Origin of the sequence: [Bacillus] caldolyticus (genome assembly GCF_003595605.1) — a bacterium.
Taxonomy (GTDB): Bacteria; Bacillota; Bacilli; order Bacillales; family Anoxybacillaceae; genus Geobacillus; species Geobacillus thermoleovorans.
Genome location: NZ_CP025074.1, coordinates 3,191,713 through 3,217,792, shown reverse-complemented (window position 1 = coordinate 3,217,792; position 26,080 = coordinate 3,191,713). Strand labels below are relative to the sequence as shown.

The 26,080-nt window shown below is 52.6% G+C and carries 27 protein-coding genes; 11 read left to right on the top strand and 16 right to left on the bottom strand.

The features are described 5' to 3' along the window. Positions 1-29: 29 nt before the first annotated feature. The 7 genes from gndA to mce form a co-directional block, all read right to left on the bottom strand. On the bottom strand, positions 30-1,439 hold the full coding sequence (gene gndA, locus CWI35_RS16735) for an NADP-dependent phosphogluconate dehydrogenase (protein ID WP_033009036.1): 1,410 nt from the start codon (positions 1,437-1,439) through the stop codon (positions 30-32). Between the two features lie 156 nt (positions 1,440-1,595). Further along, complete coding sequence (locus tag CWI35_RS16730; RefSeq protein ID WP_033009034.1) at positions 1,596-1,790, bottom strand: hypothetical protein; 195 nt, start codon at positions 1,788-1,790, stop codon at positions 1,596-1,598. A gap of 81 nt (positions 1,791-1,871) precedes the next feature. Further along, a complete protein-coding gene (locus CWI35_RS16725) occupies positions 1,872-2,366 on the bottom strand; it encodes a chemotaxis protein CheW (protein ID WP_011231828.1) in 495 nt (164 codons plus the stop codon). A 108-nt stretch (positions 2,367-2,474) separates the two neighbouring features. Then, positions 2,475-3,599: a tripeptidase T gene (locus CWI35_RS16720; RefSeq protein ID WP_095859620.1), complete on the bottom strand. Its 1,125-nt coding sequence runs from the start codon at positions 3,597-3,599 to the stop codon at positions 2,475-2,477. A 224-nt stretch (positions 3,600-3,823) separates the two neighbouring features. After that, on the bottom strand, positions 3,824-4,075 hold the full coding sequence (locus tag CWI35_RS16715) for a hypothetical protein (RefSeq protein ID WP_011231830.1): 252 nt from the start codon (positions 4,073-4,075) through the stop codon (positions 3,824-3,826). Positions 4,076-4,162: 87 nt separating this feature from the next. Continuing rightward, a complete protein-coding gene (locus CWI35_RS16710; RefSeq protein WP_047818666.1) occupies positions 4,163-5,713 on the bottom strand; it encodes an acyl-CoA carboxylase subunit beta in 1,551 nt (516 codons plus the stop codon). Further along, complete coding sequence (gene mce, locus CWI35_RS16705; protein ID WP_119877942.1) at positions 5,710-6,135, bottom strand: methylmalonyl-CoA epimerase; 426 nt, start codon at positions 6,133-6,135, stop codon at positions 5,710-5,712. The genes CWI35_RS16710 and mce overlap by 4 nt, the downstream gene beginning before the upstream one ends. Before the next feature lie 152 nt (positions 6,136-6,287). Here mce and prli42 point away from each other — a divergent pair, with 152 nt between their 5' ends. Further along, a complete protein-coding gene (gene prli42, locus CWI35_RS18355; RefSeq protein WP_012820630.1) occupies positions 6,288-6,380 on the top strand; it encodes a stressosome-associated protein Prli42 in 93 nt (30 codons plus the stop codon). A 44-nt stretch (positions 6,381-6,424) separates the two neighbouring features. On the opposite strand, the gene CWI35_RS16695 is transcribed toward prli42, so the two are convergent. After that, positions 6,425-6,931, bottom strand: a complete 507-nt coding sequence (locus CWI35_RS16695; protein ID WP_119877940.1) for a L,D-transpeptidase — start codon at positions 6,929-6,931, stop codon at positions 6,425-6,427. Between the two features lie 68 nt (positions 6,932-6,999). Then, positions 7,000-7,974, bottom strand: coding sequence for an aromatic acid exporter family protein (locus tag CWI35_RS16690; protein ID WP_081132528.1), 975 nt, complete (start codon positions 7,972-7,974; stop codon positions 7,000-7,002). A gap of 475 nt (positions 7,975-8,449) precedes the next feature. Between CWI35_RS16690 and CWI35_RS16680 the strand changes: the two genes are divergently transcribed. The 10 genes from CWI35_RS16680 (at position 8,450) to CWI35_RS16635 (ending at position 18,870) form a co-directional block, all read left to right on the top strand. Continuing rightward, complete coding sequence (locus CWI35_RS16680) at positions 8,450-10,318, top strand: DUF2339 domain-containing protein (protein WP_119877939.1); 1,869 nt, start codon at positions 8,450-8,452, stop codon at positions 10,316-10,318. Then, positions 10,315-10,947: a P-loop NTPase family protein gene (locus CWI35_RS16675; protein ID WP_074044731.1), complete on the top strand. Its 633-nt coding sequence runs from the start codon at positions 10,315-10,317 to the stop codon at positions 10,945-10,947. Before CWI35_RS16680 ends, CWI35_RS16675 begins: the two co-directional genes overlap by 4 nt. Further along, positions 10,934-11,332 (top strand): hypothetical protein, encoded by a 399-nt coding sequence (locus tag CWI35_RS16670; protein ID WP_013144799.1) that lies wholly within the window; start codon positions 10,934-10,936, stop codon positions 11,330-11,332. Before CWI35_RS16675 ends, CWI35_RS16670 begins: the two co-directional genes overlap by 14 nt. A 118-nt stretch (positions 11,333-11,450) precedes the next feature. Next, on the top strand, positions 11,451-13,502 hold the full coding sequence (locus tag CWI35_RS16665) for an ABC transporter permease (RefSeq protein WP_074044582.1): 2,052 nt from the start codon (positions 11,451-11,453) through the stop codon (positions 13,500-13,502). Next, a complete protein-coding gene (locus CWI35_RS16660; protein WP_074044581.1) occupies positions 13,499-14,368 on the top strand; it encodes an ABC transporter ATP-binding protein in 870 nt (289 codons plus the stop codon). Before CWI35_RS16665 ends, CWI35_RS16660 begins: the two co-directional genes overlap by 4 nt. After that, positions 14,365-15,024 (top strand): hypothetical protein, encoded by a 660-nt coding sequence (locus tag CWI35_RS16655; protein ID WP_025948779.1) that lies wholly within the window; start codon positions 14,365-14,367, stop codon positions 15,022-15,024. The genes CWI35_RS16660 and CWI35_RS16655 overlap by 4 nt, the downstream gene beginning before the upstream one ends. 24 nt (positions 15,025-15,048) lie before the next feature. Continuing rightward, positions 15,049-15,264 (top strand): hypothetical protein, encoded by a 216-nt coding sequence (locus tag CWI35_RS16650; protein ID WP_119877938.1) that lies wholly within the window; start codon positions 15,049-15,051, stop codon positions 15,262-15,264. Positions 15,265-15,376: 112 nt separating this feature from the next. Continuing rightward, a complete protein-coding gene (locus tag CWI35_RS16645) occupies positions 15,377-17,395 on the top strand; it encodes an ABC transporter permease (protein ID WP_119877937.1) in 2,019 nt (672 codons plus the stop codon). After that, positions 17,379-18,245, top strand: coding sequence for an ATP-binding cassette domain-containing protein (locus tag CWI35_RS16640; protein ID WP_011230642.1), 867 nt, complete (start codon positions 17,379-17,381; stop codon positions 18,243-18,245). Before CWI35_RS16645 ends, CWI35_RS16640 begins: the two co-directional genes overlap by 17 nt. Next, on the top strand, positions 18,238-18,870 hold the full coding sequence (locus CWI35_RS16635) for a hypothetical protein (RefSeq protein WP_119877936.1): 633 nt from the start codon (positions 18,238-18,240) through the stop codon (positions 18,868-18,870). Before CWI35_RS16640 ends, CWI35_RS16635 begins: the two co-directional genes overlap by 8 nt. Positions 18,871-19,067: 197 nt before the next feature. On the opposite strand, the gene CWI35_RS18640 is transcribed toward CWI35_RS16635, so the two are convergent. The 7 genes from CWI35_RS18640 to CWI35_RS16595 form a co-directional block, all read right to left on the bottom strand. Next, positions 19,068-19,223 carry a hypothetical protein gene (locus CWI35_RS18640; protein WP_231925957.1) on the bottom strand — a complete coding sequence of 52 codons (156 nt, stop codon included), beginning with the start codon at positions 19,221-19,223 and terminating at the stop codon, positions 19,068-19,070. Between the two features lie 36 nt (positions 19,224-19,259). Continuing rightward, positions 19,260-19,598, bottom strand: a complete 339-nt coding sequence (locus CWI35_RS16620) for a type II toxin-antitoxin system RelE/ParE family toxin (RefSeq protein WP_205536309.1) — start codon at positions 19,596-19,598, stop codon at positions 19,260-19,262. Next, the gene (locus CWI35_RS16615; protein WP_240432119.1) at positions 19,585-19,953 is read right to left on the bottom strand and encodes an AbrB/MazE/SpoVT family DNA-binding domain-containing protein; all 369 of its coding nucleotides are present in this window, start codon (positions 19,951-19,953) and stop codon (positions 19,585-19,587) included. Before CWI35_RS16615 ends, CWI35_RS16620 begins: the two co-directional genes overlap by 14 nt. A 215-nt stretch (positions 19,954-20,168) precedes the next feature. After that, positions 20,169-20,606, bottom strand: a complete 438-nt coding sequence (locus tag CWI35_RS16610) for a BrxA/BrxB family bacilliredoxin (protein WP_020756259.1) — start codon at positions 20,604-20,606, stop codon at positions 20,169-20,171. 32 nt (positions 20,607-20,638) lie between these two features. After that, positions 20,639-21,787, bottom strand: coding sequence for a methylmalonyl Co-A mutase-associated GTPase MeaB (meaB, locus tag CWI35_RS16605; protein ID WP_119877934.1), 1,149 nt, complete (start codon positions 21,785-21,787; stop codon positions 20,639-20,641). Continuing rightward, positions 21,784-23,979 carry a methylmalonyl-CoA mutase gene (scpA, locus tag CWI35_RS16600; protein WP_014196299.1) on the bottom strand — a complete coding sequence of 732 codons (2,196 nt, stop codon included), beginning with the start codon at positions 23,977-23,979 and terminating at the stop codon, positions 21,784-21,786. Before scpA ends, meaB begins: the two co-directional genes overlap by 4 nt. Then, positions 23,963-26,011, bottom strand: coding sequence for a methylmalonyl-CoA mutase family protein (locus CWI35_RS16595; RefSeq protein WP_119877933.1), 2,049 nt, complete (start codon positions 26,009-26,011; stop codon positions 23,963-23,965). Before CWI35_RS16595 ends, scpA begins: the two co-directional genes overlap by 17 nt. Positions 26,012-26,080 lie beyond the last annotated feature (69 nt).

Here is a 26,080-nt window from a genome sequence, read left to right as displayed (position 1 = left end):
GTGGTGAATGACTCTAAGGGCTTTTTTCTTTATTTCAACCATTCCGTATGGAAAATGCCTTCTTTGTCGACGCGTTCGTACGTGTGGGCGCCGAAGTAATCGCGCTGCGCTTGGATTAAGTTGGCTGGGAGCACCGCGGTGCGGTAGCTGTCGTAATAGGCGAGGGCGCTGGCGAATCCTGGCACTGGAATGCCGCGCATCGCCGCGGTGGCGACGATTTCGCGGAGCGCGTCTTGGTAGCGTTCGACGATGTCTTGGAAATACGGATCCAAGAGCAAGTTCGAAAGCGCTGGATCACGGTCGTACGCCTCTTTAATTTTTTGCAAAAATTGCGCGCGGATGATGCAGCCGCCGCGGAAGATCATGGCGATATCGCCGTAGCGCAAGTTCCAGTTGTATTCCTCAGAAGCCGCCTTCATTTGCGCAAATCCTTGGGCGTACGAGCAAATTTTGCTCATGTAAAGCGCGCGGCGCACGGCTTCGATGAAGTGAGCGCGGTCGCCTTCAAACGGCTTCACCGCTGGGCCTGCCAGCACTTTGCTTGCTTTCACGCGCTCGTCTTTCATCGCCGAGAGGAAACGGGCGAACACCGATTCCGTGATGATCGGCAGCGGCACGCCTAAATCGAGGGCGTTTTGGCTCGTCCATTTGCCCGTCCCTTTTTGCCCGGCTTTGTCCAAAATGACGTCGACAAGCGGCTTGCCTGTTTCTTCATCGATTTTCGTGAAAATGTCGGCCGTGATCTCGATTAAGTAGCTGTTCAGCTCGCCTTTGTTCCAGTCGGCGAACACTTCGTGCAGCTCTGCAGCATCCATGCCGAGCACATGTTTGAGCAAGAAGTACGCTTCAGCGATCAGCTGCATGTCGCCGTATTCAATGCCGTTATGCACCATTTTGACATAATGCCCGGCGCCGTCCGGACCGATGTACGTCGTGCACGGTTCGCCGTCGACTTTGGCAGCGATGGCTTCAAAAATCGGGCGCACGAGCTCATGCGCTTCTTTTTGGCCCCCTGGCATGATCGACGGGCCTTTCAGCGCCCCTTCCTCGCCGCCCGAGACGCCCGTGCCAATAAAGTGGATGCCAAGTTCAGCGAGTTCTTTGTTGCGGCGCTGCGTATCTTTAAAATACGTATTGCCGCCGTCAATTACAATATCGCCTTTTTCCAAATGCGGCTTCAGCTGTTCGATCGTCGCGTCCGTCGGCGCGCCCGCTTTCACCATCAGCAAAATTTTCCGCGGTTTTTCCAAGGCGTTGACGAATTCTTCGATGCTGTATGTACCGACAATGTTTTTTCCTTTCGCTTCTTGCAAAAACTCGTCCGTTTTTTCGCGCGAACGGTTGTACACCGCCACCGAATAGCCTTTGCTTTCGATGTTGAGCGCCAAGTTTTTCCCCATGACCGCCAGTCCGATGACGCCGATTTGCTGTTTCGCCATTGTCCAACGTCCCTTTCCGTTTTGGTTTGTTCATCAAACAACATACCATACGTTTGCGCTTGCCTGCAAGTTTTTCTAAACCGATTTAGGAACGAGGCGGCACGACGGACTTTGCTTGACCTGTCCATGCGAAAAGGGGCGTAACGCCCCTCATGCTTAGTAGCCTCCATAATGCGGGAAGCCGTATGGTCCAAACGGGTAATGACCATAAGGCACGCCATACGGGAAGTGATGATAGCCGTCATACCCTCCATGCCAATGATGATGGTGATAACCGTATGGAGGATAGCCGTAGCCGCCAACGTACGGCGGATAAAATCCGCCCATATACGGACCGAACGGTCGAACCATGGAATGCGCCTCCTCTCATGTGTTGAAGTTCATTTCCATGATTAGGATATGCGCGGAAGAAAAAACGGTATAGGCAAACACCTATACCGTCTCTTCCTCTTGGATGACCTGGGCCGCGGCCTGGGCGGCGGCCACTTGCTCGCGAATCGCGTCCGCTTCTTCCAAATGGGCAAACAAGACGCGCGGATCCAGCACCGTGAGCAGCCGCTCCGGCAGCGTCGCGATCCCGACGACATACGGCGTGCGCTCCGCGGATACGAGCTGCAGCGGTTTGATGGCTTCCGGTTCAATATCGACAATTTCCTTTGCTTCGTCAACGATAAACGCCACCGACAACCCGTCGACCGCGGCGACGACAAGACGCGTCTGCTCGGTTTCCTCGATCGCTTTCCCATATAGAAGCTTTCGCATATCGAGCACCGGCGCGAGCTCGCCGCGGATGCGCGCAACGCCCGCCATACAATCCGGCATATGCGGCACGGCCGTCGGCGCCGTCATTTTCTCAATCGAGACGACATACGCGATCGAGACGGCGTACTGTTCCCGCTCGACGCGAAACACCACGTATTTGTCCATTCCCCCGCCACCTCTTTCGTGATTCGCACTCTGCTTTTTTTATCGGCTCATTCCGGCCGAATGTTTACCGAAAGGTTCAAGAAAAAAGAGCATCCAGCCTCGGGATGCTCATTCGGCATTGGCGACTTCCTCGACAATGGCGACAACCATCTCTGTCAGCTTCACCAGCTCTTCAATCGGCATCCGCTCATTCGTCGTATGGATTTCTTCGTAGCCGACTGCGAGGTTGACCGTCGGAATGCCGAAGCCGGCGATGATGTTGGCATCGCTGCCGCCGCCGCTTTTCTCCAGCTTGCACGGCCGTCCGATTTTCGCCGCCGCCCGTTTGGCGACCTCGACGACATGGTCGCCGTCGCTGAACTTAAAGCCCGGGTACATCACTTCCACTTCGACATCGGCGCGCCCCCCCATTTCCGCGGCAACCGTTTCAAACGCCTCTTTCATTTTCGCCACTTGCGCTTCCATTTTTTCCGGAACGAGGGAACGGGCTTCCGCTAAAATATCAACGCGGTCGCAGACGATGTTCGTTTGCGTGCCGCCTTCAAAGCGGCCGATGTTCGCCGTCGTCTCCTCGTCGATGCGGCCGAGCGGCATTTTCGCGATCGCCTTCGCCGCAATCGTAATGGCAGACACTCCTTTTTCCGGCGCCACGCCGGCATGGGCAGTTTTGCCGTGCACAACGACTTTCAGCTTCGCCTGCGTCGGGGCGGCGACGACGATGTTGCCGACTTTGCCGTCGCTGTCCAAGGCATAGCCGTATTTCGCTTGAATGAGCGACGGGTCAAGCGCCTTCGCCCCGACAAGCCCCGACTCTTCGCCGACGGTGATGATAAACTGGATTACGCCGTGCGGGATGTTTTGTTCTTTCAACACGCGAATCGCTTCCAACATCGCCGCCAAGCCCGCTTTATCATCCGCGCCTAAAATCGTCGTCCCGTCGGTGACGACATAGCCGTCTTGGATCGACGGTTTCACCCCTTTGCCCGGCACGACCGTATCCATATGCGATGTGAAATAAATCGGATCCACCCCGTCTTTCGTCGCCGCGAGCGTGCAAATCAAATTGCCGGCGCCGTGCCCGGTTTTCGCGGCCGCATCGTCTTCGATCACATCGAGGCCAAGCGCTTCAAACTTTTGTTTGAGCACCTTCGCAATGTCCCCTTCATGCTTCGTTTCCGAATCGATTTGCACGAGTTCCAAAAATTCGTCGACAAGACGCTGCTCGTTTACCATCTGTTTCGTCCTCCTATGTATAGATTCCTCTTCCAGTATACCGGAAGTTTCCGCCAAACACCAAACTAGACGCCGAAACAGCTTGAGTAAACGAATGATGAGTGGAATTCAGTTTTTTCATGACTTCAGACAAATGCTGAAATCATGAAAAGCGCAGCAAAGCACCTTCGTTCAGGAAAGGTTGCGGATGTCTCATGCTAATCTTTCTTTGTCATCTTCTATTGTCATTTTCTTTTAAAAAGAGAAAATAACCCTGTCAATAAGAAAATGCCCCCTACCATTTGATAGGCATTGATATACCCTTTTAACATTTGCAAGTATTCTTGCGAACCGGCCGAGCCGCCTACGGATCGAACCCATGATGAAACAGAATCACTTCCTAATTTAGGGCTATTTAAAAGGAGCCACAATCCAATGACGGCAATAATCAATGGAATCAACTTCACTCTGCTGTTTGGGTCGTTGAAAAAATTCATTTTCCTCTCCCCTTTTTTAACCATATTATACCATATCAAACCCAAAACATAAAAGACGCCCGAGATTGACCGGACGCCTTCCATCGTTTACAGCGGAATATTGCCATGCTTTTTCTTCGGCCGCTCCTCGTGCTTGTTTCGAAGCATCTCGAGCGCCTGAATGAGCTTGATTCTCGTATCGCGCGGGTCGATGACGTCATCGATCATGCCGTATTTGGCGGCGACATACGGATTGGCGAATTTCTCGCGGTATTCGGCAATTTTTTGCGCCCGCGTTTCTTCCGGATTCGGACTTTTTTCAATTTCGCTCGCGAAAATGATGTTCGCCGCCCCTTGCGGCCCCATGACCGCCACTTCCGCGTTCGGCCACGCATAGACGACATCGGCGCCGATCGATTTGCTGTTTAAGGCGACATAGGCGCCGCCGTACGCTTTCCGCAAAATGACCGTAATTTTCGGCACGGTCGCTTCCGAGTAAGCGTACAAAATTTTCGCCCCATGGCGGATGATGCCGCCGTGCTCCTGCTTGACGCCTGGGAAAAAGCCGGTGACGTCCTCAAACGTAATGATCGGGATGTTGAACGAATCGCAAAAGCGGATAAACCGCGCCGCCTTATCGGACGAGTCGATGTCCAGCCCGCCGGCCATAAACTTCGGCTGGTTGCACACAAGCCCGACCACTTCGCCCTTAATGCGGGCAAAGCCGATCACGATGTTTTTCGCGAAATCTTTTTGCACCTCAAAAAACGATCCGTCATCGACGACGTGGGCGATGACGTGGCGCACATCGTACGGGCGGACGGCGTCAATCGGCACGACATCGGCCAAATCGGGGCGGTAGTCGTCCCCATCCGGAATCGGGCCAAACGGCGGCTTTTCGTTGTTGTTTGACGGCAAATAGCCCAAGAGCCGCCGCACTTCAGCGAGCGCCTCCTCTTCATTCGCTGCCGCAAAGTGGGCGTTGCCGCTGATCGTGTTGTGCACGCGGGCGCCGCCTAAATCTTCAGCGCTGATTTTCTCCCCGGTCACCGCTTCAATCACTTTCGGACCGGTGATGAACATTTGGCTCGTTTTTTCGACCATGAACACAAAATCGGTGATGGCCGGCGAATAGACGGCCCCGCCGGCGCACGGCCCCATAATGACGGAAATTTGCGGGATGACGCCGGAATAAATGGCGTTGCGGTAAAAAATGTGTCCGTACCCGTCAAGCGACAAGACCCCTTCTTGAATGCGGGCGCCGCCCGAATCGTTCAAACCGATGACCGGCGCCCCGGTTTTCGCCGCTAAATCCATGATGTTCGCAATTTTTTTCGCGTGCATTTCCCCAAGCGCCCCGCCGAAGACGGTGAAATCTTGCGAAAACACAAACACGGTGCGGCCGTTGATCTTCCCGTAGCCGGTCACCACCCCGTCACCCGGCCCCTTCTTTTCCCCGAGGCCAAAATCGGTGCAGCGGTGCTCGATGAACGGATTGAGCTCGACAAACGTTCCTTCATCCAACAGCAAGTCAATCCGCTCGCGCGCCGTCAGCTTCCCTTTCGCGTGCTGCTGTTCAATTTTCTCATCGCCCCCGCCCAGTTCAATCTCGCGTCGGCGGTCATATAATTCATTGATTTTGTCGTACATGTCGCTCATTGGTGTCCCTCCGTTCGGTTCGTCCGTTCACAAAGTTCGTACAACACGCCGCCGGTCGATTTCGGATGCATGAACGCGACCCATGCCCCGCCGGCGCCGCGTTTCGGCGCATCTTGAATCATGCGGATGCCATGCTCCTTGAGCTCACGGATGCGCTCGGCGATGTCCTCGACGCCAAGCGCCACGTGATGAATCCCTTCACCGCGCTTCTCGATAAATGTCGCCACCGCGCTCTCTGGCGACAGCGGCTCAAGCAGCTCCAGTTTCGCCTCTCCCGCCTGCAAAAACGCCACTTTCACCTGTTCCGACTCGACTTCCTCGATGCCAAGAAACGGCAGGCCGAGCACATCCGTATAAAACGGAAGCGCTTTCTCGATCGAACGGACGGCAATGCCGATATGGTCGACTTTTTTCACCTGCATCGTCTTTGTCTCCTTTGCTGCAAAATGATGAGGCCAACGTTTTATTATTCGCCGTTTCGACAAAAAATCCTGCTTTTTTGTTTTTCCTTGTCCGCTCCGCTGCTTCCGGTTACAATAAAAAACAGAACAGCGGACGGAAGGAGGACGGACCGTTGTCGCGCAAAACGCAAAAATTCGTGGTTTACTTGATGCTCATTTGCATGCTGCTGACGACGCTCCTCGCCGGCATCAGCATGTGGTTTTAAACCTGCCCAAAAAAACGCAAGCTCCGAAACGGAGCTTGCGTTTTTCATCGGACAGCGCCGTGCCGTTTGGCGATGGCGTAAAACGATTCGTTGCTGCGGAGAATGAGCACGTTGGCGCCAATCGGCACCCGTTCATACAAATGCTCGACATCGCGGTTGTGCATGCGCACACAGCCTTGCGACACATACCGGCCGATCGACGCCGGGTTGTTCGTGCCGTGAATGCCGTAGATGCGCCCGTCCGTCCCGCGCGCGTTAAAGCCGATCCACCTTGCGCCGAGCGGATTGTTCGGCGCCCCGCCTGGAATGTTCTTTTTCCGATAATACGGGTGTTTCGCCTTCACCGTCACCGTAAACATCCCCTCCGGCGTCAACGCCGCATTCACCCCGGTCGCCACCGGGTAAACGGCTTCGATGCGGCCGTCGCGGACGAGCGCGAGCTTATTGATCGCTTTGTTCACAATGACAAGCGGCTTCGCCTCCGCCGCTGTCTGAAAAGGAGCCCCCAACACGGCGGTGAGCACGAGACAAATGGCCAACCATACCCGCATATCCGTCCATCCTTTGCTTGAAGGTTTGGCTATAGTGTGCGCCAAAACGGATGGACATATGCCCTGTATCATGCCTTAAGCCGCTGCGGTTTTCGTTCGTTTCCGGGATGGAATTCGCTTTTGATGATTAAATATCGCTCCAATTCGCGCACCAAATGAAACAACGCCGCCCGCTCTTCAAACTGTTCGCGCGTCGTTGGCAGCGGCATCGCCTTAAACTGTTCGCGCATCTCGGCAAGGCGCCGCAAAAACCGATCGGCCGTATTTCCCGGGTGAATGGCATCGCTTAATTCGTCGATAAAATCGGCGACCATCATCCGCTGCTCGACCGTGTAGACAAGCGATGTCACAAGCGGAAGCATATGCTCGATGATTTCCAACTGCCGCTCGCGCATGCGGAAGTAGCGGACATATTCATCCTCATTCCGCCATAATTGGTTGTCGGCGTGACGCATGGCGAGTTTTTTCGCTTTGTCGAGCGTCTCCGCCGCAAGCGGCAGCTCCTTCCCATCCCAATCAAGCTCATTTGTGCGCAAGTAGCGGACGATTTCTTTTAAAATAATGCGAAACAAATCTTCGACAATGCGCTGGTACTCTTTGAGCTCCTTCTCGGCGCTCGGCATATACATGTTCATCAGCAGCGCTACCCCAATGCCAACCGCCACCAGCAAGATCTCATTGGCGACCAATCCCCACGTGATGTCCCCGGCCGCATACAAATGCAAAATAATGACCGAGCTTGTCGCAATGCCTTCATTGATTTTCAAGCGAACCGTCACCGGAATGAACAACAAAAGCAACAGCCCGATCGTCCACGGATGATAGCCGAAGACGGTAAAAAACAACGCCGCAAACCCGATCGCGACAACGCACGCCGCAAAACGAGCCCGGGCGGTCTCAAGCGACCGCTTTTTCGTCACTTGGACGCATAAGATGACGATAATGCCAGCGGAAGCGAAGTTATGCAGGCCGATCAGCTGAGCGATGGCAATCGCCAGCGCCGCCCCCACCGCCGTTTTCAATGTCCGATAGCCGATTTTCATCGCGAGTCTCCTTTGCCAATGGTTGCCGACTTCATTGTACCGATGACGGCGCTTTCGGTGCAAGGAAAAACAGACAATACTTGGCTCACACGCACACCCGTCCCGAAGCCCATCTGCCCAAACAGCCGCGGAAGGGCAAAAAAAGGCCGCCCTCAAGTGAGAAAGCGGACCGGCTAAATCCGGAGGCACGGTTCATGAGCAGGCTTTCTCATAAATCGTTTTCCCATCGCGCTCGATTTCGCGCCTGATCGCTTCGTTCAGCGCGTTGAAAAAAAGCACGTCGCACAATGGACACTCCCTACACCTAAAGACGCAAAATTTGCCAAAAATCGTCATCATGGCAATACGATTTTCCTATTATTTGTGAATATACTGTGAATTTCCATGTAAAAGGTTGACATCTTCTTCTTCTTTTTTTATAATGCCATTGAATTTTACAAACATTTCAAATTCATGATTAGAGAGGGCATTCCATATGAAATGGGTGTTCATTTCAAGAATGGCGTCCCGCTTAAAAGCAGAAGCTAGTTTCATATTCGTATTTTCTGGGGTTTTGATGTTTGTTTGCCTCAATCCCCATACCACCAATCCAGCGGAATGGATCTTATATACGAAATATTTGGTTCCGATTGGAATGGCTGTCTGGCTGCTCTTCAGCTTCCGTTTGCATGTTTCGTTGTTCACTTCGACTCCAATTCACTGGATCGCGATGAACGACATCATTCGAAACCCACAAAAGATTGTCTTCTGCCAAGCTTTGATCGCGTTTGTTTGTTTTTTCGTTTTGCAACTGGCCTTGGCCGGGATCATCGCCGGTGCGGTGGTGATCAACTATTCAGCGGGTTGGGATCTTTTCGCTTTTCTGTTTCCACTATATGTGATCCATTTTCTTCTTCCATTTCTATGGGCGTGGATGATTGGATTGTCCACAGGCGCTGTTTACGCCTATCATTCTTCGAAAAAAGCGATGTTGCTCGTTGGTGTGTTTGTTTTGTGGATCATCGTGCTGTTTTCTTTGGAATATCGCAACCCATCCTTCTCCTTGTGGGGAAACCATCGTTGGCCTTACATTGACCCGTTATTCAGCTTAACCTTTCAAAAAGAACGCATGCTGATCAAGTTGGCGTATATCCTTTCTTCCATCGCCGTTTATGGCGTTTTTCGAAGCATGCGGCGATCCTTCGCGGGGCTTGCGGCTAGTGCGATTTTCCTTACTGTCGCAACAAGTTTCCTTCAACATGCACAATCAAAATTCCAGTTGGATGACATTCTGTTGGCAAACGACGTCAAACTCTATCAACAAATTAAACATCAGGCTCAGCCCAAGAACATCCCGTTGCATGGATATTGGAAAATCAAGGAGATCGAGGTGAATCCGAAATCCACGTATCCGATCAAAGCCACACTCTCTCTGCATCCGAAAGAACACACCGTTCGTTTTTCGATCAACGAGCAATTTCAAATCGATCACATCCAAGGCGGAGGGAAGCGTTTCCCCTTTCAACAACAAGGAAACGTTGTTCAGGTGGAGACCAACGGTGCGCCATCCATGACGATCTATTATCGGCATACGTTCGGCTCAACCTTTTATCCGTTGACATCGGGCGTCACGTTGTTGCCATTTGAAGCCAACTGGTATCCGCAATCAGTGGATTCAACGCTTTACGATCTCGACTCATCCGGAACGCTTCATTCCAATGTGGAAACGAAAACATGTACACGGGTCAAAATGATTGTCGGAAAGGAAAAGTACCGTTGGCGTGGGGACCATCCCCTTTGTCTCTCCATGATCAACGGTCCTTACAAACAAATTCAAGTGCAACATACTCGTTTCCTTGTTTATAAACCGTTTCTCACCACAACAAGAAATTATATGGAGTTGAAGCGTCAACTCGTTTCCATCCGCAATGAGCTATGTCACGTATTTCCGGATCTTGCAAACATAGATTACTGCACAAAAGAAGTCAAGAGCGTCTCGATCATCCCGAAAAGCATCAACACAACAAATCTTTCGCTGTATGACAGCACGATGGCTGACGGAAACTACACGTTTTACATTGATCCGTTCTTGGACGTCAATGGCAGCCCGGTAACCAAACATATTCAGGAGTTGGCTGCGTTTTTCATCCCATACCGATTGTTCGAAAACGAACGGCTCAGCCTCTTCGCCGGCTTGTATTTAATGGAAAAACTACATATTCCATCTATCGGATATGGAAACAGGATAGCGGAAAAATCCTCCATCGACTCAACAGCGTGGGAGCACTACATGGCATTATCGATGAAAGAAAAAGAAAAAATATTGATTCAACTAGTGCAAGAAAGGGGGAGAGGAGACAAATGATGGAATTAAAACACGTGACCCTCAAGCACAATCGCCAACTTATTTTGCATCATTGTTCCGTCAATCTTCCTTCTCAATCTATCATTCTAGCCAAAAATCACATTCGCACAGATATTGTCGCTAAAGCGTTTGCCGGCTTTCATCCTATCGATGGAGGGGAAATCCATTTCGATGAACAGGCAACAAAAAGAAAGGAAAAATCGAATAAAACCGTATTTTTCGTGATTCCTGAGAACTACCATCAACTGTGGAGAAACTATCGTTTGCAAGATATTTCGATATGGCTGAACCGGCCATTTCAACAATCGGCGCTATGGAAAAAATATCGCCTCCCTTCCCATGCATCAATCGATTCATTCACTATGTTTCAACGGCTGATTTATCTTGTTTCCCTTGGACAGTCACTGAATCGCACAGTGTTCATTTTCGATCAGCCGACTAAACACTTTGACTTCGAAGACTTAGAACAGTTTTATTATTTCTTAAAAGATGATTTTTCGAATGCACATTATCTCATCTTTACAAATCGAATAGAAAAAATATTCACAATGCTTCCTAAACCCATTTATCAACTTGATTCTACCAAATTACTACCCTTGAAAGGAGGTGAGAAGGATGGTTGTCAATAAGGCACGTAAAACGAAAGCTAAGGGGCTACCACTATTCATTTTAGTGTTGGTTCTCAGCATTGCTGGATCTGTTTATGCCGCCGGCACTTCCATTGCGCATATTTCACCGGGGGCTAGTTCTGCCACAGGAACACCAGTGAAAGCTACTGGGGCTTCTGGAACATTGGCCGTCTCTTCATCAGGTCCAGCATTTTATGTACAAGGGTATGCCAAAAAACAAATCAACTGGTGGCCTGATTCAACAGTTGCTTCGGCAATAGCCTATCCATCACAAACAGTAAAAAAATCTTTTACAGCTGAAAACGGGTCTTTCTACTATGCTGAAGCATACACACAAGCCAACGCGACATCTATTTATGGCGAAGCAAAAGTGACCGTGAATTAAGTTTGCACGCTTCATTCAACAAGCAAGCGAATGTCAACACGGCTCCATCACACCGGCATTCGCTTGCTTCCTTTTATCGTTGATGGATGCGACCATGCTGAAAATGGAGTGACCCCTTATGGCTTTGTTTACTCGCCTATCGTGGTTTTACGCCAAACAGATGGGAAAAAGCATTCTCTATATGGGAACATACACATTTTTGTTAATCATGCTGATGATGCGCTTTCTCATTCGCCAGTACGATTCCTTTGGTAAGACGGATTATGGAAATTTTGTCGGGGAAATGACGTTAATCGTCCAAGCGACAATGCTGCTGTTTATGGTGTTTTTTTACAAGTTGTTCTCTGATGAATACCGATTTGGCGCCAATCTTTTGTTTGCCGGTTCACTGCGCATCACAGCGTTGAAAATCGCCGCCTTGTTCGCCAATCACCTGTTGTTTCTTGCATTCTTCACCGGTCTGCAAGTTGTGCTCGTATGGCAGTTTTATCGGACATGGAGCCTTCCCTTTTCTTCGTTGTATACCGAAACGGCATCGTATATTGCCGTATATTGGCTATTGCCGTTCGTATTTGCCTTTTTTCTTGGTATTTTCACTGCTCTATTGTTTGGGAAAAACCGATTAAGCTTTGCCTGGATGATGGTCATTTGGCTGGCAATCGGCCCGATGAATACACAATTGTTTTCCCGTTATTTCCATCGCATCCCCTTTTCCGACATCCGTAGTTTGTTCTACATCGGTCCGTTGAATATGGACGATGTATTTCGTGACGTCATTGGATACAGCGTCAGCCTTCCGACGTATATGAAAATATTGTTTTGGATCCTAGCGTCGATGATGGCGGTATGGGCCATTCTTTGGAAAACGGCCCGCACTACAAAGGAGAAAGCGGCCATTATCATGGGCGTTGCTTTGCTTTTGTCGGGTGATGCTTGGTTGTTTCCGCATATTTTCACAGGAAGCAAACTGGTGTTTAGCTACGCTGATTTGGCTCAAGAAAATGTTTACTATCAAACTCATGATCCAACAATCAAACCGAGCACATTGCACTATTCGATTGAACGGTACGACATTCAGCTGGAGGCCAAAAACGGTGTACATGCGAAAGTGAAAGTGACCTTGCGACAAATTCGGGGCGACACGCTGTCGTTCGTGCTTTATCATCATTTTTCTCTGAAGCAAATCACCGATCAAACCGGAAAACAGCTGCCGTTTATTCAACAGGGGGATGTCATCACGGTCAAACGGTCACCCAATCGCTTGACCGACGAATGGACGTTTGAGTATCAAATGAACGATTCCGCGCAAATTCCCATTTCACCGCACTATTTGTTTTTGCCGAGCGATTTCAGCTGGGTGCCGACAAAAGCCGACCATGCGCCGTTTGCCTTTGTGAACGTTCATTCCAGTCCGGTGCCTGTATCGATGCAACCGAGCCATCCGATCCGCTATACGTTGTCGTTTCACGGAACGGCGCCGTTTTATACGAATTTGCCGCGCCGAAGCGACGGAACGTACGAAGGAGTTGTGTCCGGCGGCATTACAGCCGTAGCGGGAATGTTTTTGAAGGAAAAAATCGGGCCGTGGCAGATCGTGCACCCCGCCGATTGGCCGAATCTTGAGCGGGATTGGCCGGTTTTCGAACGTCATGTACGGCGCATCCACCATGACATCGTGCAGATGTTCGATTTAAAAGAGGCAAAGTTGCCGACGAACATCGTGTTGCTCGCTCCCCATGGTGAACAACGGAGCGTATATAGCAGCGATCATTTGCTTCTTCAAATTGATACGCCATATTCCCTTCGCTCCCAAGAAGGAACATTGATGTATTTGCCGGAAATCATAACAGAAGGACTTCTTTGGAGGGGAGCACATTCATCGATGCAAAAAGAAGTGTTTCAAGCGTTGCTGGCAAGATGGTTCCAACAACAATTAGCCCTTCCCTATTCCGGAGGAGATTTGACGTTTGATTTGGCTTTGTCAGTCGACTCTCCTGACGGGAAAACAGAGGAAGTGCTGAGGCAGCTGTCTGGGGAGTATGAACGCTTATCCGATGAGAAAAAACAAAAATTTTTGGCTTTATGGTACAAACAAATGAGGGAAGGAGCAGATGGCAGCTGGGAGAAAGCGATACAACTCATCCGCATGGTTCAGGAGGGACAGACATGATCCATGTATCCAGCGTCACGAAACGAATCAAAAAACAACTCATTTTATCGAACGTATCGCTTTGCATGGAAGGGATTTACGGGTTAGTCGGACCGAACGGAGCCGGCAAGACGACATTGATGAAAATATTGGCCGGCTTGACACCCATGGATGAAGGGCAGGTGGCGATCGACGAACGAAGCTGCACCAAAGGAAAATATGTGAAAGCTCATGAACGGATCGGTTATTTGCCGCAAGATTTCATGGTCTATCCAAACATTACGGTCGAAGAAGCGCTTGACCATCTCGCTTTATTGCAAGGAATGATGGACAAACGCGAACGGCACGCGGCCGTTGCCGAAGCAATTCAAAAAGTGAACTTGAACGGCCATGAGACGAAAAAGATGTCCGAGCTGTCCGGCGGAATGCGGCGACGGGTGGGAATTGCTCATTTATTGACGCGAAAGCCGTCCATCTTGCTGTTTGACGAGCCGACTGCCGGCTTGGATATTGAAGAGCGAATCCGCTTTCGCCATCTGCTCAAGCAGCTTGGTTCCGAGCATACTATTGTCATTTCTTCGCACATTGTGGAAGACATTGAGTTTTTGTGCACCAAAATTGGGGTTTTAAAACAAGGGCAAGTGTTGTTTGAAGGCACGCCGTCTGAGCTGAAGTCCCGCGCAAAAGGCTGCGTATGGGAATATTGCATACACCCCGAAGAATTGGATGACTTGATCGCAACGAGAGAAGTGGTGCAGCTTCTCGAAGAAGAGGATGGCATTCACGCGCGAGTGTTCTCCAAAAATGGGGGAACAGGGGGGAGACGGGTGGCGCCGCGATTGATCGATGGCTATTTGGCTGTTGTCAGGAGAGGGGAACCAAGATGAAAGCTTACATCGAATGGATGCGAACCGCATTCGTGTTTGACCGCAAGACAATGGGCGGAGCATTTTTTGTTCCACCGGCGATGTTCATCCTATCGCTGTTGCTTATTTTGTTTGTTCCCCGCAAATCGCCAAGTATTTACGACAATGTGATTATCATCCAAGGGCTGTTCATCCCGTTTTCCGGCTGGTGCCTCATCTATCGGTTCGGCGAACTGTATGAAGACGGAGCGCAAGAAACGCTTGTCCCTTACTATAGGCAATGGGTTTGGATCGATATCGTACGTTATTCTTTCATCCATTTGTTGGGGGTTGTCGTGCTAAGCGGGGCATTCATGTGGAAATATGGAGTTTCTTCTTTGTCTTTTTTGAATCTCATTCATTTCATTCTATTGACGTTCTTTTACCTATTTTTCAGCACTGCCTCCCTTGTTCTTACAAAAAACACCAATATCGCACTGACAGTCATTTTTATTTATACGGTGCTTGAAGTGGCCACATTAGGAACGTTCATGCCCTGGCCGCATATCTTTTTGTTCGAGCCGCCGGTTTGGGAACCGATGCTCATCAACAAATTCATCATGTTAACGCTGTCCATCTTTCTAGCAGCATTCATCACCATTGTATGGATCAGCAAAGGAGATCGGAAACCTCAATAAAAGCAGACAGGGGATCATTGACGTTTGGCCGCAAATAACGGCTTCCCCACCCAAACGAGAGGCTATGCTTACAAATCGATTGATTGGTGGCCCGACAGCGTCGTCGCCTCCACCAACTGGCTCAATCCTAGGCAAGAAGAAACGCGCAATTTTACACAACAAGAAGGCGATAAATATTATGGCCAAATTGTTGGTCAAACGGTTGGTTCAAGAGGATACGTGACCATTACGGTCAAATAACGATGCCGAATCCGGATGATAAAGGAGTCAGGGATACGCGTAAAAAATAAAGCGGTCCCTGACCGCATTTTTTCTTTTGTCAACTTCTTGGAAAGAAAGCGGTTGATCGGCGATGAGGTGGAAATGGCTGTTTGTTTTTTATTGGAAACGATTGTTGAAAAGCAAGTTATACATTGGTGCTAGTTTCTCGTTTTTTCTTTTGCTGGCCGTACGGTTTACACTATTTTTTACCGATCCGTACAATATGGAGAGTTATGGGGATATCCCTCATGAAGTGTTCATGCTTGTTCAAATCGTTTCGCTCTTTTACATCGTATGGTTCTACCTTCTCTACTCCAACGAACTTCGTTACGGCGTTTCGTCATGGTTCGCCGACGGCTACCGGATTTTGCTGGAGAAAATGAGCGCCTTGCTGGCGGTTCATGCGCTGTGCCAAGGGATCATGCTGATGATGAGCTGCGGCGTTTTTTCACTCGTGTATCTCTTCGTTGGGGTGGAGCCTTCGGATCTGTATTGGTCGCTGCTTCGGTTTCTCGCCGTCTACCAGTTTGGACCGCTCGTGCTCACCGTTCTGTACGGCGTCATCATCGCGCTGCTGTTGGAAACGAAAAAGGCCAGTTTTTTCGCTATGTTGCTTGTATGGATCCTGACCGGCCCGATGACGACGGAGCTGTTCATCGATCTGTCCAAAACTGTTCATGCCCGCGACTGGGCGTCGCTGCTGTTTATCGGAAAACACGCGATTCAACGAGCGTATGATTCCTACATCGGGTTTGAGGTCGACCGCGGCGGGGAATGGAAATGGGCCGCGTGGTTTCTTTCCCTTGTCGGGTTGGCGTTGTTGTCGTCGATCCGCTTTACGCAGACGAGAAAGGAGCGAAACGCCGTCTTGAAAGCATTTCTCGTCTTCCCGTTTCTGATCGTCCTAACCGCCTACCACTCCTTGCAAACGAACACCAAGGCGTTCACTCGGGCCGATCAGACGACCGAACTCGAGGAGTACCGTCGAATGCCGCAAACCATCAAAGCCGATTTGCGCTACCGTATCCAGTCGTATGACATTTCCTTGCATGGATCGCGCGCGGTCGTGCGCGTGGCCTTGTCCCAGTTGGAAACGAACCGGCCCACGTTTCAACTGTACCATTTGTATCCGCTCCACTCGATTGAAGCGGACCATCAGCCCGTCAAGTTTACAAGAAACGGCGATCTCGTGACCGTGTGGCTGCCGAAACGCACCTCGACGCTCACGTTTTCGTATGAGATCGTCGATACAGCTCTCATCCCGTACACCAATGGCCGTATCGTTCTGTTGGCTGATCGAGCGTGGTATCCGAAAAGGAGAGCTTCGCACATGTATCAGGCTTATGAATATCAGGTGGCGGGAACGAGAGCTTGGGATGGGGCGTTCACCGATCAATTCGTTCCGAATGAAACGTACACCTTTACCTTGAACGTGGACGGCGATGTGCTGTTTTGCAATGTGCCAAAGCGGGGGACGGTTTACCGAGGGAAGGCGCAAGCGGTCACCTTGATCAAAGGGCAAGGGCATCAACTCGTCGATCAAGGATATGAGATCACCTACCCGGCCGATTGGCCGCACATGGCGGAACGGGCGCCGACGGTCATCCACCAGATGGAAAAAACATTCCGTCATGTACAACAAATCGCATCAACGGCGGTTTCATCGTTGCCGAACAAGATTGTCTTCTCTAGTTTCGGACTGTCCTCCTTTCTCGCAAACGATCATCTTGTATATAACACAAATGACTTATATGGGATCGATCAATATATTATGGAACAAAATTTTTACGAAAAAATACTTCGGCTTTCCGTACCGCCGAAAGGATCGCGGATCATGTACAACGAGTGGATTTCGCTGGCCACCCGCTGGTTGATGCAAAAACAAGGCCTTTCGGTGATCGACTGGAGCTCCAAAAGTGAGTGGTTCGAGTCGCAGCCGTCATCCGTCAAGAAGCAAATTGAAGCCATTTATCAAGCGTTTCAGCCGCTGGATGTCGACCAAAAACAACAATGTTTGCGGACATGGTATGCGAACATGGATGACGGTTGGACATGGGACCGCATCTTTGAGATGATGCAGGAGGTGAACGGCGTTGGCGGTCGTCATTGAAGGATTGACGAAAATCGTGAAAAAGAAGCCGATTTTATCCGATGTCTCCCTCACCCTCTCCGGCGTGTACGGCTTGCTGGGACCAAACGGCGCTGGCAAGACGACGTTGATGCGCATTGTGGCCGGACTGTTGGAGTTCAATGCCGGACAGGTGTTGCTGGGGGAGGAACGGATCAGCACCGGCACGAGAGTAAAACGGGTAAACGAGATCGGCTATTTGCCGCAAGAGTTTATGATGTACCCGGAGCTGACGATGTATGAAGTGCTTGAGCATCTCGCTGTCTTGCAAGGTGAACATCCCGCCGCCTGCCGATCCAAAATCGAGAAGGTCATCGAACAAGTCAACTTGTCTTCGCACATCAACAAAAAAATGCGCGAGCTGTCCGGCGGCATGCGGCGGCGGGTGGGCATTGCCATGCTGCTGCTTCGGGAGCCGTCCATCCTCCTGTTTGACGAGCCGACGGCCGGGCTTGACATCCGTGAGCGCGTACGGTTTCGCAATTTGTTGAAGCGGCTGGGGCACGATCATACGATCGTCATCTCTTCGCATCTTGTCGAGGACATTGAATTTCTGTGCACCAAAATCGGGGTGTTGGACCGCGGCACGGTGCTGTTTGAAGGCAGCCCGGACGAGCTCAAGCAAAAAGCCGCCCCTTATACGTATGAGTTGGAGGTGCCGTTTGCGGAACTCGACTCGATCATGGCCACCAACGAAGTCGTGCAAATGAGCGAAGAGCCTTCCCACGTCGTCGTGCGCGTCTTGTCCGAAGAGCCGATCGGTCGGCGCGTCGCCCCGCGGCTGATGGACGGATATTTGGCGTTGTTGAAAGAGGCGGAAGCGCATGGATAAAAAGACGATCGCCCATCATTTTTCTTTTGACCGCCGCTTGCTCGGCCGATTGTACTGGTTTCCGTTTCTCATCTATGGGCTGTGCGTCGGGTTGATGGGGATCTTGTCCGCCCGCTCCGACGAACCGTTTTTGCCGTACACCGTCATCCAAGGCATTGCCGTGCCGATCGCCGGATGGCATCTCGTCTTTTTGTACCGCCATTTGTACGACGAAGGGGCGAAAGAAGCGCTGTTATGGCATTACCGAAAAACGGTCGTCTTCGACTTGGTTCGCTATGCTGTTTTGCATGGGGGATGCATCGTTCTTCTTGTCGCGGCGGTCATATGGATTCATGGAACGATGTTTCTCACCGCACCCGTGTTGGTGCACCTGTTTCTGCTGTTTTCGTTTTACCAGTTGATTGGACTTGCCATGTTATGCGTCTTCCGCAGCCTGGATGTCGCCTTGTCGGTCATCGCGGTCTATACATTTATGGAAGTCGCGACACAAGGGACGTTCATGCCGTGGCCGCATCTGTTTTTGTTTCAAGCGCCGGCCGACTCGTTGTCTCTCCTTCTCCCCATACTGTGGCTGGGGGCGGGCATTGTGATCTCGGTGATGTTGATCGGCCGCGAGTTTTGGTAAACGGGGGCGGAACCCAACGAGGAATGTGGGGGCTTGTTGGTGTGGTCTCCGTTCATTGGACGCACCCATCCGCCCTCACCTCATCCCAGTAATGTGGGACAGACCGTCCTAGACACAAAAAAGAGGCACGGTTCATGAGCAGGCTTTCTCATAAATCGTTTTCCCATCGCGCTTGATTTCGCGCCTGATCGCTTCGTTCAGCGCGTCGAAAAAAGCACGTCACACGAGTAAATGTCGACGATGTCGTCAATATACTCCGCCACTTGCTTCGACGCGGCAATGACGTTTTTCAAATGAAGCAACAACCCAAACGCATGCTGGTGCGATAGTCTAATCAATTCCCGCTCATCCATGCCACCGTTCTCCTTTAGCCATTGTCTTAAATAGATCTATTCCTTTGAAAACGGCGCTCGATTCGTCTTTATATAACGCTTCAACTCTTCGTAAAAATTTTCACGCGTTCCCACCAAAACCACGACCACAACATATCCGCTGTCATCCTGATCGATGAAATAAGCAATTTCGTAATTGACCCCTTGATGATAAATGTCATACCCATAAACTCCTGCCAAATCTCCTGTTTTCGCTTCCCCTGCTTCGGCGGGATCGGTAAGAATCTGCCGCAAGGCTTCGATCAAACGCTGCTTCAGAGCTGCATCCTTTTTTGTCAATTTTTTAATGGCTTTTTCTGCTTTCGGAAGCAATTGCAGCCGATTATTGTTCATCATCTTCGCCGAATAACTCCTCTAACGTATCCGCCGTATACGTTTTTGCCTTCGGTCTTTCCTCAGAAATCATCGCGTTGAATGCAGGGGCAATTTGCGATTTACGATATACAAATTCTTTGTATAGTTCTTCGCCTGTATATCCTTCTTCGATCAAGTCTTTTAAAATCAGATCGGAAAAGTCAAAGTGGTCCTCATGAATCGGATGAATAATTAACTTATTATCCGCTAACTCAATTAACACCTCGTTTCCAATTCCTAATTGCTCATAAAAATCTTTTGGGATTGTAATTTGTTTTTTACTTGATACAGCAATGCGCTTCACACGTTTTTTCTTGTCATCTGGGAGTTTGTCCATCGGTGCCTTCTCCTTTGTCATCGAATCTGATGGTACCATATTATTCCCCTCCTTCTAAAAAAATAACCAAATTTCTTGGTTTCTTTACTAATGATCATAGCATGGGGCGAAAGCAAACACAATGATTGGCCCCTGCTTTTGTCCAATGTTCATGAACATCATCTCCACCAATCATACAAATACCCGAAGCCAAAGAAGGCTTCGGGTGTTTGCACTCACACTTCCTCACAATATTCATCGAACAGCGCCTGCAGCTTTTGCACGACGGCGACCGGTTCGTGCCCTTCGATGTCGTGTCGGTGCAGCATGGCGCACAATTTCCCGTCTTTTAACAAGGCGAACGACGGCGAGGATGGCGGCTCGCCGACAAAATATTCGCGCGCGCGGGCGGTTGCTTCTTTGTCTTGGCCGGCAAAGACGGTCACCAAATGGTCCGGGCGCTTGTCGTAATGAACCGCGTGGGCCGCTGCCGGACGGGCGATGCCGCCGGCGCAGCCGCACACCGAGTTGATGAGGACAAGCGTTGTGCCCGGACGGCGGAATGCCGCATCGACGTCTTCCGGCGTGCGCAGTTCTTCAAATCCGGCTTCGACCGCTTCGCGCCGCGCTTGTTCGACGATGTCGTGATAGAGCGGAAATTGAAATTGGAACATCTCAACACCTCCTTCGGTTTGCCTTTATCATATCATACTTCGCCGCCGAGGCTCCGTTCGTATGCTTCAATCAGCTCGCGGACGGCGGCGGTGACCGGCTTGGCGCCGGAAATGACGCTGTTCTCGAGCATCGGAAGCTTCTCTTTCACGACCGGATCGGCAAAAAAGCGCGTTTCCACATATTCTTTGATCATGGCGTGCATCCAGTCTTTTTGCTGCTGGCGGCGGCGGTCGAAAAAGACGCCGGATTGCTTCGTCGTTTCGACAAACGTTTGAATGACGCGCCACATGTCGGCGATCCCTTCTCCCAAAAGCGCCGAGCATGTGTACGCTTTCGTCTCCCAGCCGGGCGTGGCCGGGCGGAGGTAATGGAGAAACTGGTTGTATTCTTTTTGCGCCATCCGCGCTTTTTCTTTATTATCGCCGTCCGCCTTGTTGATGACGATGGCGTCGACCAGCTCCATGATGCCGCGCTTCATGCCTTGCAGCTCGTCGCCGGCGCCGGTTAAGGCGAGCAACAAGAAAAAGTCAACCATCCCTCGGACGACAAACTCGCTTTGCCCGACGCCGACCGTCTCGACGAGGATGATGTCATAGCCGGCCGCCTCGCACAGCATCATCGTCTCGCGCGTTTTTCGGTGTACGCCGCCAAGCGCCCCGCCCGATGGGGACGGACGGATGAAAGCAAGCGGATTGCGGGCGAGCGCCTCCATTCGCGTTTTGTCGCCGAGGATGCTGCCGCCGGTCAACGAACTCGTCGGGTCGACGGCCAAGACGGCGACGCGATGGCCCTGCTCGCACAAAAACGTGCCAAACGCTTCAATGAACGTGCTTTTTCCCGCCCCCGGCACGCCGGTGATGCCGATGCGAATCGAGCGGCCGACGTGCGGAAGCAGTTCATTGAGCACTTGCTGGGCGAGATCCATATGCCTGGCCGCATTGCTTTCGACAAGCGTAATCGCCTGCGCCAAAATGGTGCGGTCGCCGGCGAGCACTCCTTGGACGTATTCTTTAACCGATCGTTCTTTTCGCCGCACGAGCCGCTTCGGCGCAGGTGGGCGCTCGGCTTGCACGTACGACGACAGACCATTGCCGTCCGCCCATTCCGGGCGCCGCGGCTGTCCGTCCGAAACTGCGCTCTGGCCGCTTGCCTGTTCCCGCCGTTTCTCTTCGCCGTTCATTGGTTCACTTCCTCATAGCCAAGCCGGGCGTAAATTTCATCCAACACTTTTTCCGCCGCTTCCGGAATGACCGTGCCCGGTCCGAAAATGGCGGCGGCGCCGTGCTCATACAAAAACGCGTAGTCTTGCGGCGGAATGACGCCGCCGACGACGACCAAAATATCATCGCGGCCAAGTTTTTCAAGCTCCTCGACGAGCTGCGGCACAAGCGTTTTATGCCCTCCGGCGAGCGAACTGATGCCGACGGCGTGCACATCGTTTTCGACCGCCTGGCGCGCCGTTTCTTCCGGCGTCTGGAAGAGCGGGCCGATGTCGACGTCAAACCCTAAATCAGCAAACGCCGTGGCGATGACTTTCGCCCCGCGGTCATGGCCGTCCTGCCCCATTTTCGCGATCAAGATGCGCGGGCGGCGTCCTTCGAGTTCGGCGAACTGCTCAACCCGTCGCTTCACCCGCTCGAGCTGCGCTTCGTTTTTGTATTCCGAGCTGTAAACGCCGCTGATCGAGCGGATGGCGGCGCGATGGCGGCTCGCCACTTTTTCGATCGCGTACGAAATTTCCCCGAGCGTCGCCCGGACGCGCGCCGCTTGGACGGCAAGCTCGAGCAAATTCCCCTCGCCCGTTTCCGCCGCTTTTGTGATGGCGTCAAGCGCCGCTTCGACCTGCTCGTTGTCGCGCGTCGCCTTTAGCTCGTTCAGCCGCTCGATTTGCCGCTGGCGCACGGCGGTGTTGTCGACTTCCAAAATGTCGATCGGCTCTTCTTTTTCCGGGCGGTATTTATTGACGCCGATGATCGTTTCCGCTCCTGAATCGATGCGCGCTTGGCGGCGGGCCGCCGCTTCTTCGATGCGCATTTTCGGGATGCCGGTTTCAATGGCTTTCGCCATCCCGCCTAAGCTTTCGATTTCTTCGATATGCGCCCACGCCCGCTTCATCAACTCGTTCGTCAACGTCTCGACGTAATACGAACCGGCCCACGGGTCGATCGTCCGACAAATGCCGGTTTCTTCCTGCAAGTACAGCTGCGTATTGCGGGCGATGCGCGCCGAGAAGTCGGTCGGCAAGGCGATCGCTTCATCCAAGGCGTTCGTATGGAGCGACTGCGTATGCCCCATCGCCGCCGCGTGCGCCTCGATGAGCGTGCGCACGACGTTGTTGAACGGATCTTGCTCGGTCAAGCTCCAGCCCGACGTTTGCGAATGCGTCCTTAGAGCGAGCGATTTTGGATTTTTCGGATTGAACGTTTTCATCATTTTCGCCCACATGAGGCGCGCGGCCCGCAGTTTCGCCACTTCCATAAAGTAGTTCATGCCGATCGCCCAGAAAAACGACAGCCTCGGCGCGAACGAGTCGATGTCAATGCCGGCTTTCAAGCCGGTGCGCACGTACTCAAGCCCGTCAGCGAGCGTGTACGCCAGCTCCAAATCGGCCGGCGCCCCGGCTTCTTGCATATGGTAGCCGGAAATACTGATGCTGTTGAATTTTGGCATGTATTTGGCCGTATAGGCGAAAATGTCGGCGATGATGCGCATCGACATCTCCGGTGGATAAATGTACGTGTTGCGCACCATATATTCTTTCAAAATATCGTTTTGGATCGTGCCGGACAGCTTGTCTTGCGTCACTCCCTGCTCTTCGGCGGTGACGATGTAAAACGCCATAATCGGGAGCACCGCCCCGTTCATCGTCATCGACACTGACATTTGGTCGAGCGGGATGCCGTCAAACAAAATTTTCATATCGAGCACCGAGTCGATGGCCACCCCCGCTTTGCCGACGTCGCCGACGACGCGCGGATGGTCGGAGTCATAGCCGCGGTGCGTCGCCAAGTCAAAAGCAACCGACAGCCCTTTTTGCCCCATCGCCAAGTTGCGCCGGTAAAAGGCGTTGCTCTCCTCGGCGGTCGAAAAGCCGGCGTATTGGCGGATCGTCCACGGCCGCACGACGTACATCGTCGGGTACGGCCCGCGCAAGTACGGCGGCAAGCCGGGCATATAATCAAGAAAATCGAGCCCATCGATGTCTTCCTTTGTATAAAGCGGCTTCACCGCAATGTGTTCGTTCGTCTGAAACAACAGCTCATCGATCGACGCTTGCACGCGCCGCTCCACCGCGTCTCTCCACTGTTTCTCATCCACATCGGCCGTTGCGTCGGAAAGCGTCATGTTGGTAAAATCAACGTACTTCGCCATCAAGCGCCACCCCTCTTTCCGTTAGAAACGCCACGATCACATCGTACGCGTTCGAACCGAGATGAATCGATCCGTCCACGCCCGCGTCCGCGTACGTTCTCTCAAGCTCTTCCGGCGGCTTTCCGGCGACATACAGCTTCGCGTTCGGCTTGGCTTGCTTGAACGCCTCAGCCAACGCTGGAACGAACGCCGGGTAATCGTCATCGGCGCCGCACACGATATAATGCGTCCCGTTCGTGTTCCGCACCCATTCGACCGCTTCCGCGACCGAGGCAAAGCCATCGCTCCGCTCAGCCGCCACCCCGCCGGCCGCAAACAGCCCGGCGATGAAATCGGCGCGCGCTTGATGACGGACAAGCGGCCCGATATTGATCAAGTGAACGGAAAGCCTGCTTCCTGTGCGTTCGGCATGCTCCTCGGCTGCCTTCCGCAGCTGCTCAAACGGCTCGGCCAAGCGCCATGCCCGAATCGGCGTGATGGCAACAACCGCGTTCCCATCGACCAACGCCGCCGCGATCTCCCGAGCGGTTGCTCGACGGCAGGCCGCACGAATCGCCGCTTCCATCCACTTCCCGCCCGCGAGCGAGGCGCGAATATCGGCCACCCGCTTTTCATCCAGCGGCAGCGCCACGTTCGCTGCGTCTTGCTTCGGTTTTTCGACCGGCGTTTCCTCCAAATTGGCGTACACGTTCGTGCCAACGATTTTTTCCTTCCGCGTCTTGACACGATCCAGCCGCCGCTTGGCGACCGCTTCCACTTCCGTCTGCACGAAGCCGTCTTCGAGCGCCTTCGCCATGCCGCCTTTTTCCTCCACACGCTGGAACAGCTTCCACGCTTCTTCGGCGAGCTTGGCGGTCAACGTTTCCACATAATACGAGCCGCCCGCCGGATCGATGACGTTCGCCACATGCGCCTCTTCGAGCAAAATGAGCTGCGTGTTGCGGGCGATGCGCCGCGAAAACTCATCAGCGAGTCCGAGCGCCTCGTCAAACGGCGACACGTGCACGCCATCGGCGCCGCCGACAACGGCCGCAAACGCTTCCGCCGCCGCTCGGAGCATGTTCACATACGGGTCGTACACCGTTTTCGTAAAGGGCGACGTGCGCACATGCAGCTCGATCCGCCTTGCTGATTCACCGCCGCCAAACGCTTCGATCACTTGCGCAAACAACCGCCGCGCCGCCCGCAGCTTGGCGATTTCCATGAAAAAGTCGGCTCCGACGGCGAGCGACACTTGCATCCTTGTCGCGATGTCATCAACCGTCAAGCCCCGGTCCAACCCGGCGCGGATGTACTCGACGGCTGCCGCCAACGAAAACGCGAGCTCCTGCACGGCGTTCGCCCCGCCGTTATGGTACGGCTCGCCGCGCACCAAAATCGTGCGAACGGCAGGCATCTGTTCCTTCGCCCACTTCGTTGCTTCCGCCATTTCATCATACAGCCGCTCAAGCGAACACGGGAGCGTCCCCTGCTCCGCCCACGCTCCGAGCGGATCCATGCCGATCGCGCCCCGTACGCTCGATAGCGGGACGCCCCGTTCCTCTAAATAAGCGGCCAACAGCGCCAAAAACGAAAGCGACCGCGCCCCGGCGTCCACACGGAGCGAATAGCGGTCCAGCGGCACGCCATCCAACATCGCCGCCACATCATCAACCGACTCGACGGCAAACGGCAGCCGGCCAAGGGCAAGATGGATTTCCGTCTGCCCCCGCTCCAAGTCGTGCTTCACTGCCTCGTTCCAGTCGGACGGGCTCGCTGCCGAAATCTCCTGGCTCACCTTCCACGGCTCGCCCCGATACCCTTTCGGCCGCGCCCCACGCACATAGCGGCCAAAGCCCGGGTACTGCTCAAGCGGGCCGAGCGCCTCCACATCGCGGCGCGTATAGAGCGGTTTGACCGCAATGTTTTCGTACGTCATCGATACAAGCCGCTCGAGCGGCTTGCCTTTCAGCGACTTTTCCGCTTCCCGCTCCCACTCCTCCACCGTCGGAGCCGGAAACGCCGCTTCCTTCATCTTTGCGACATCGCTCATTCCGATCCCCCTTTGCCTTCCAGACATAAGAAACCGCTTTCTTTTCAAGCCGCACCTTTCCCTCTCGAA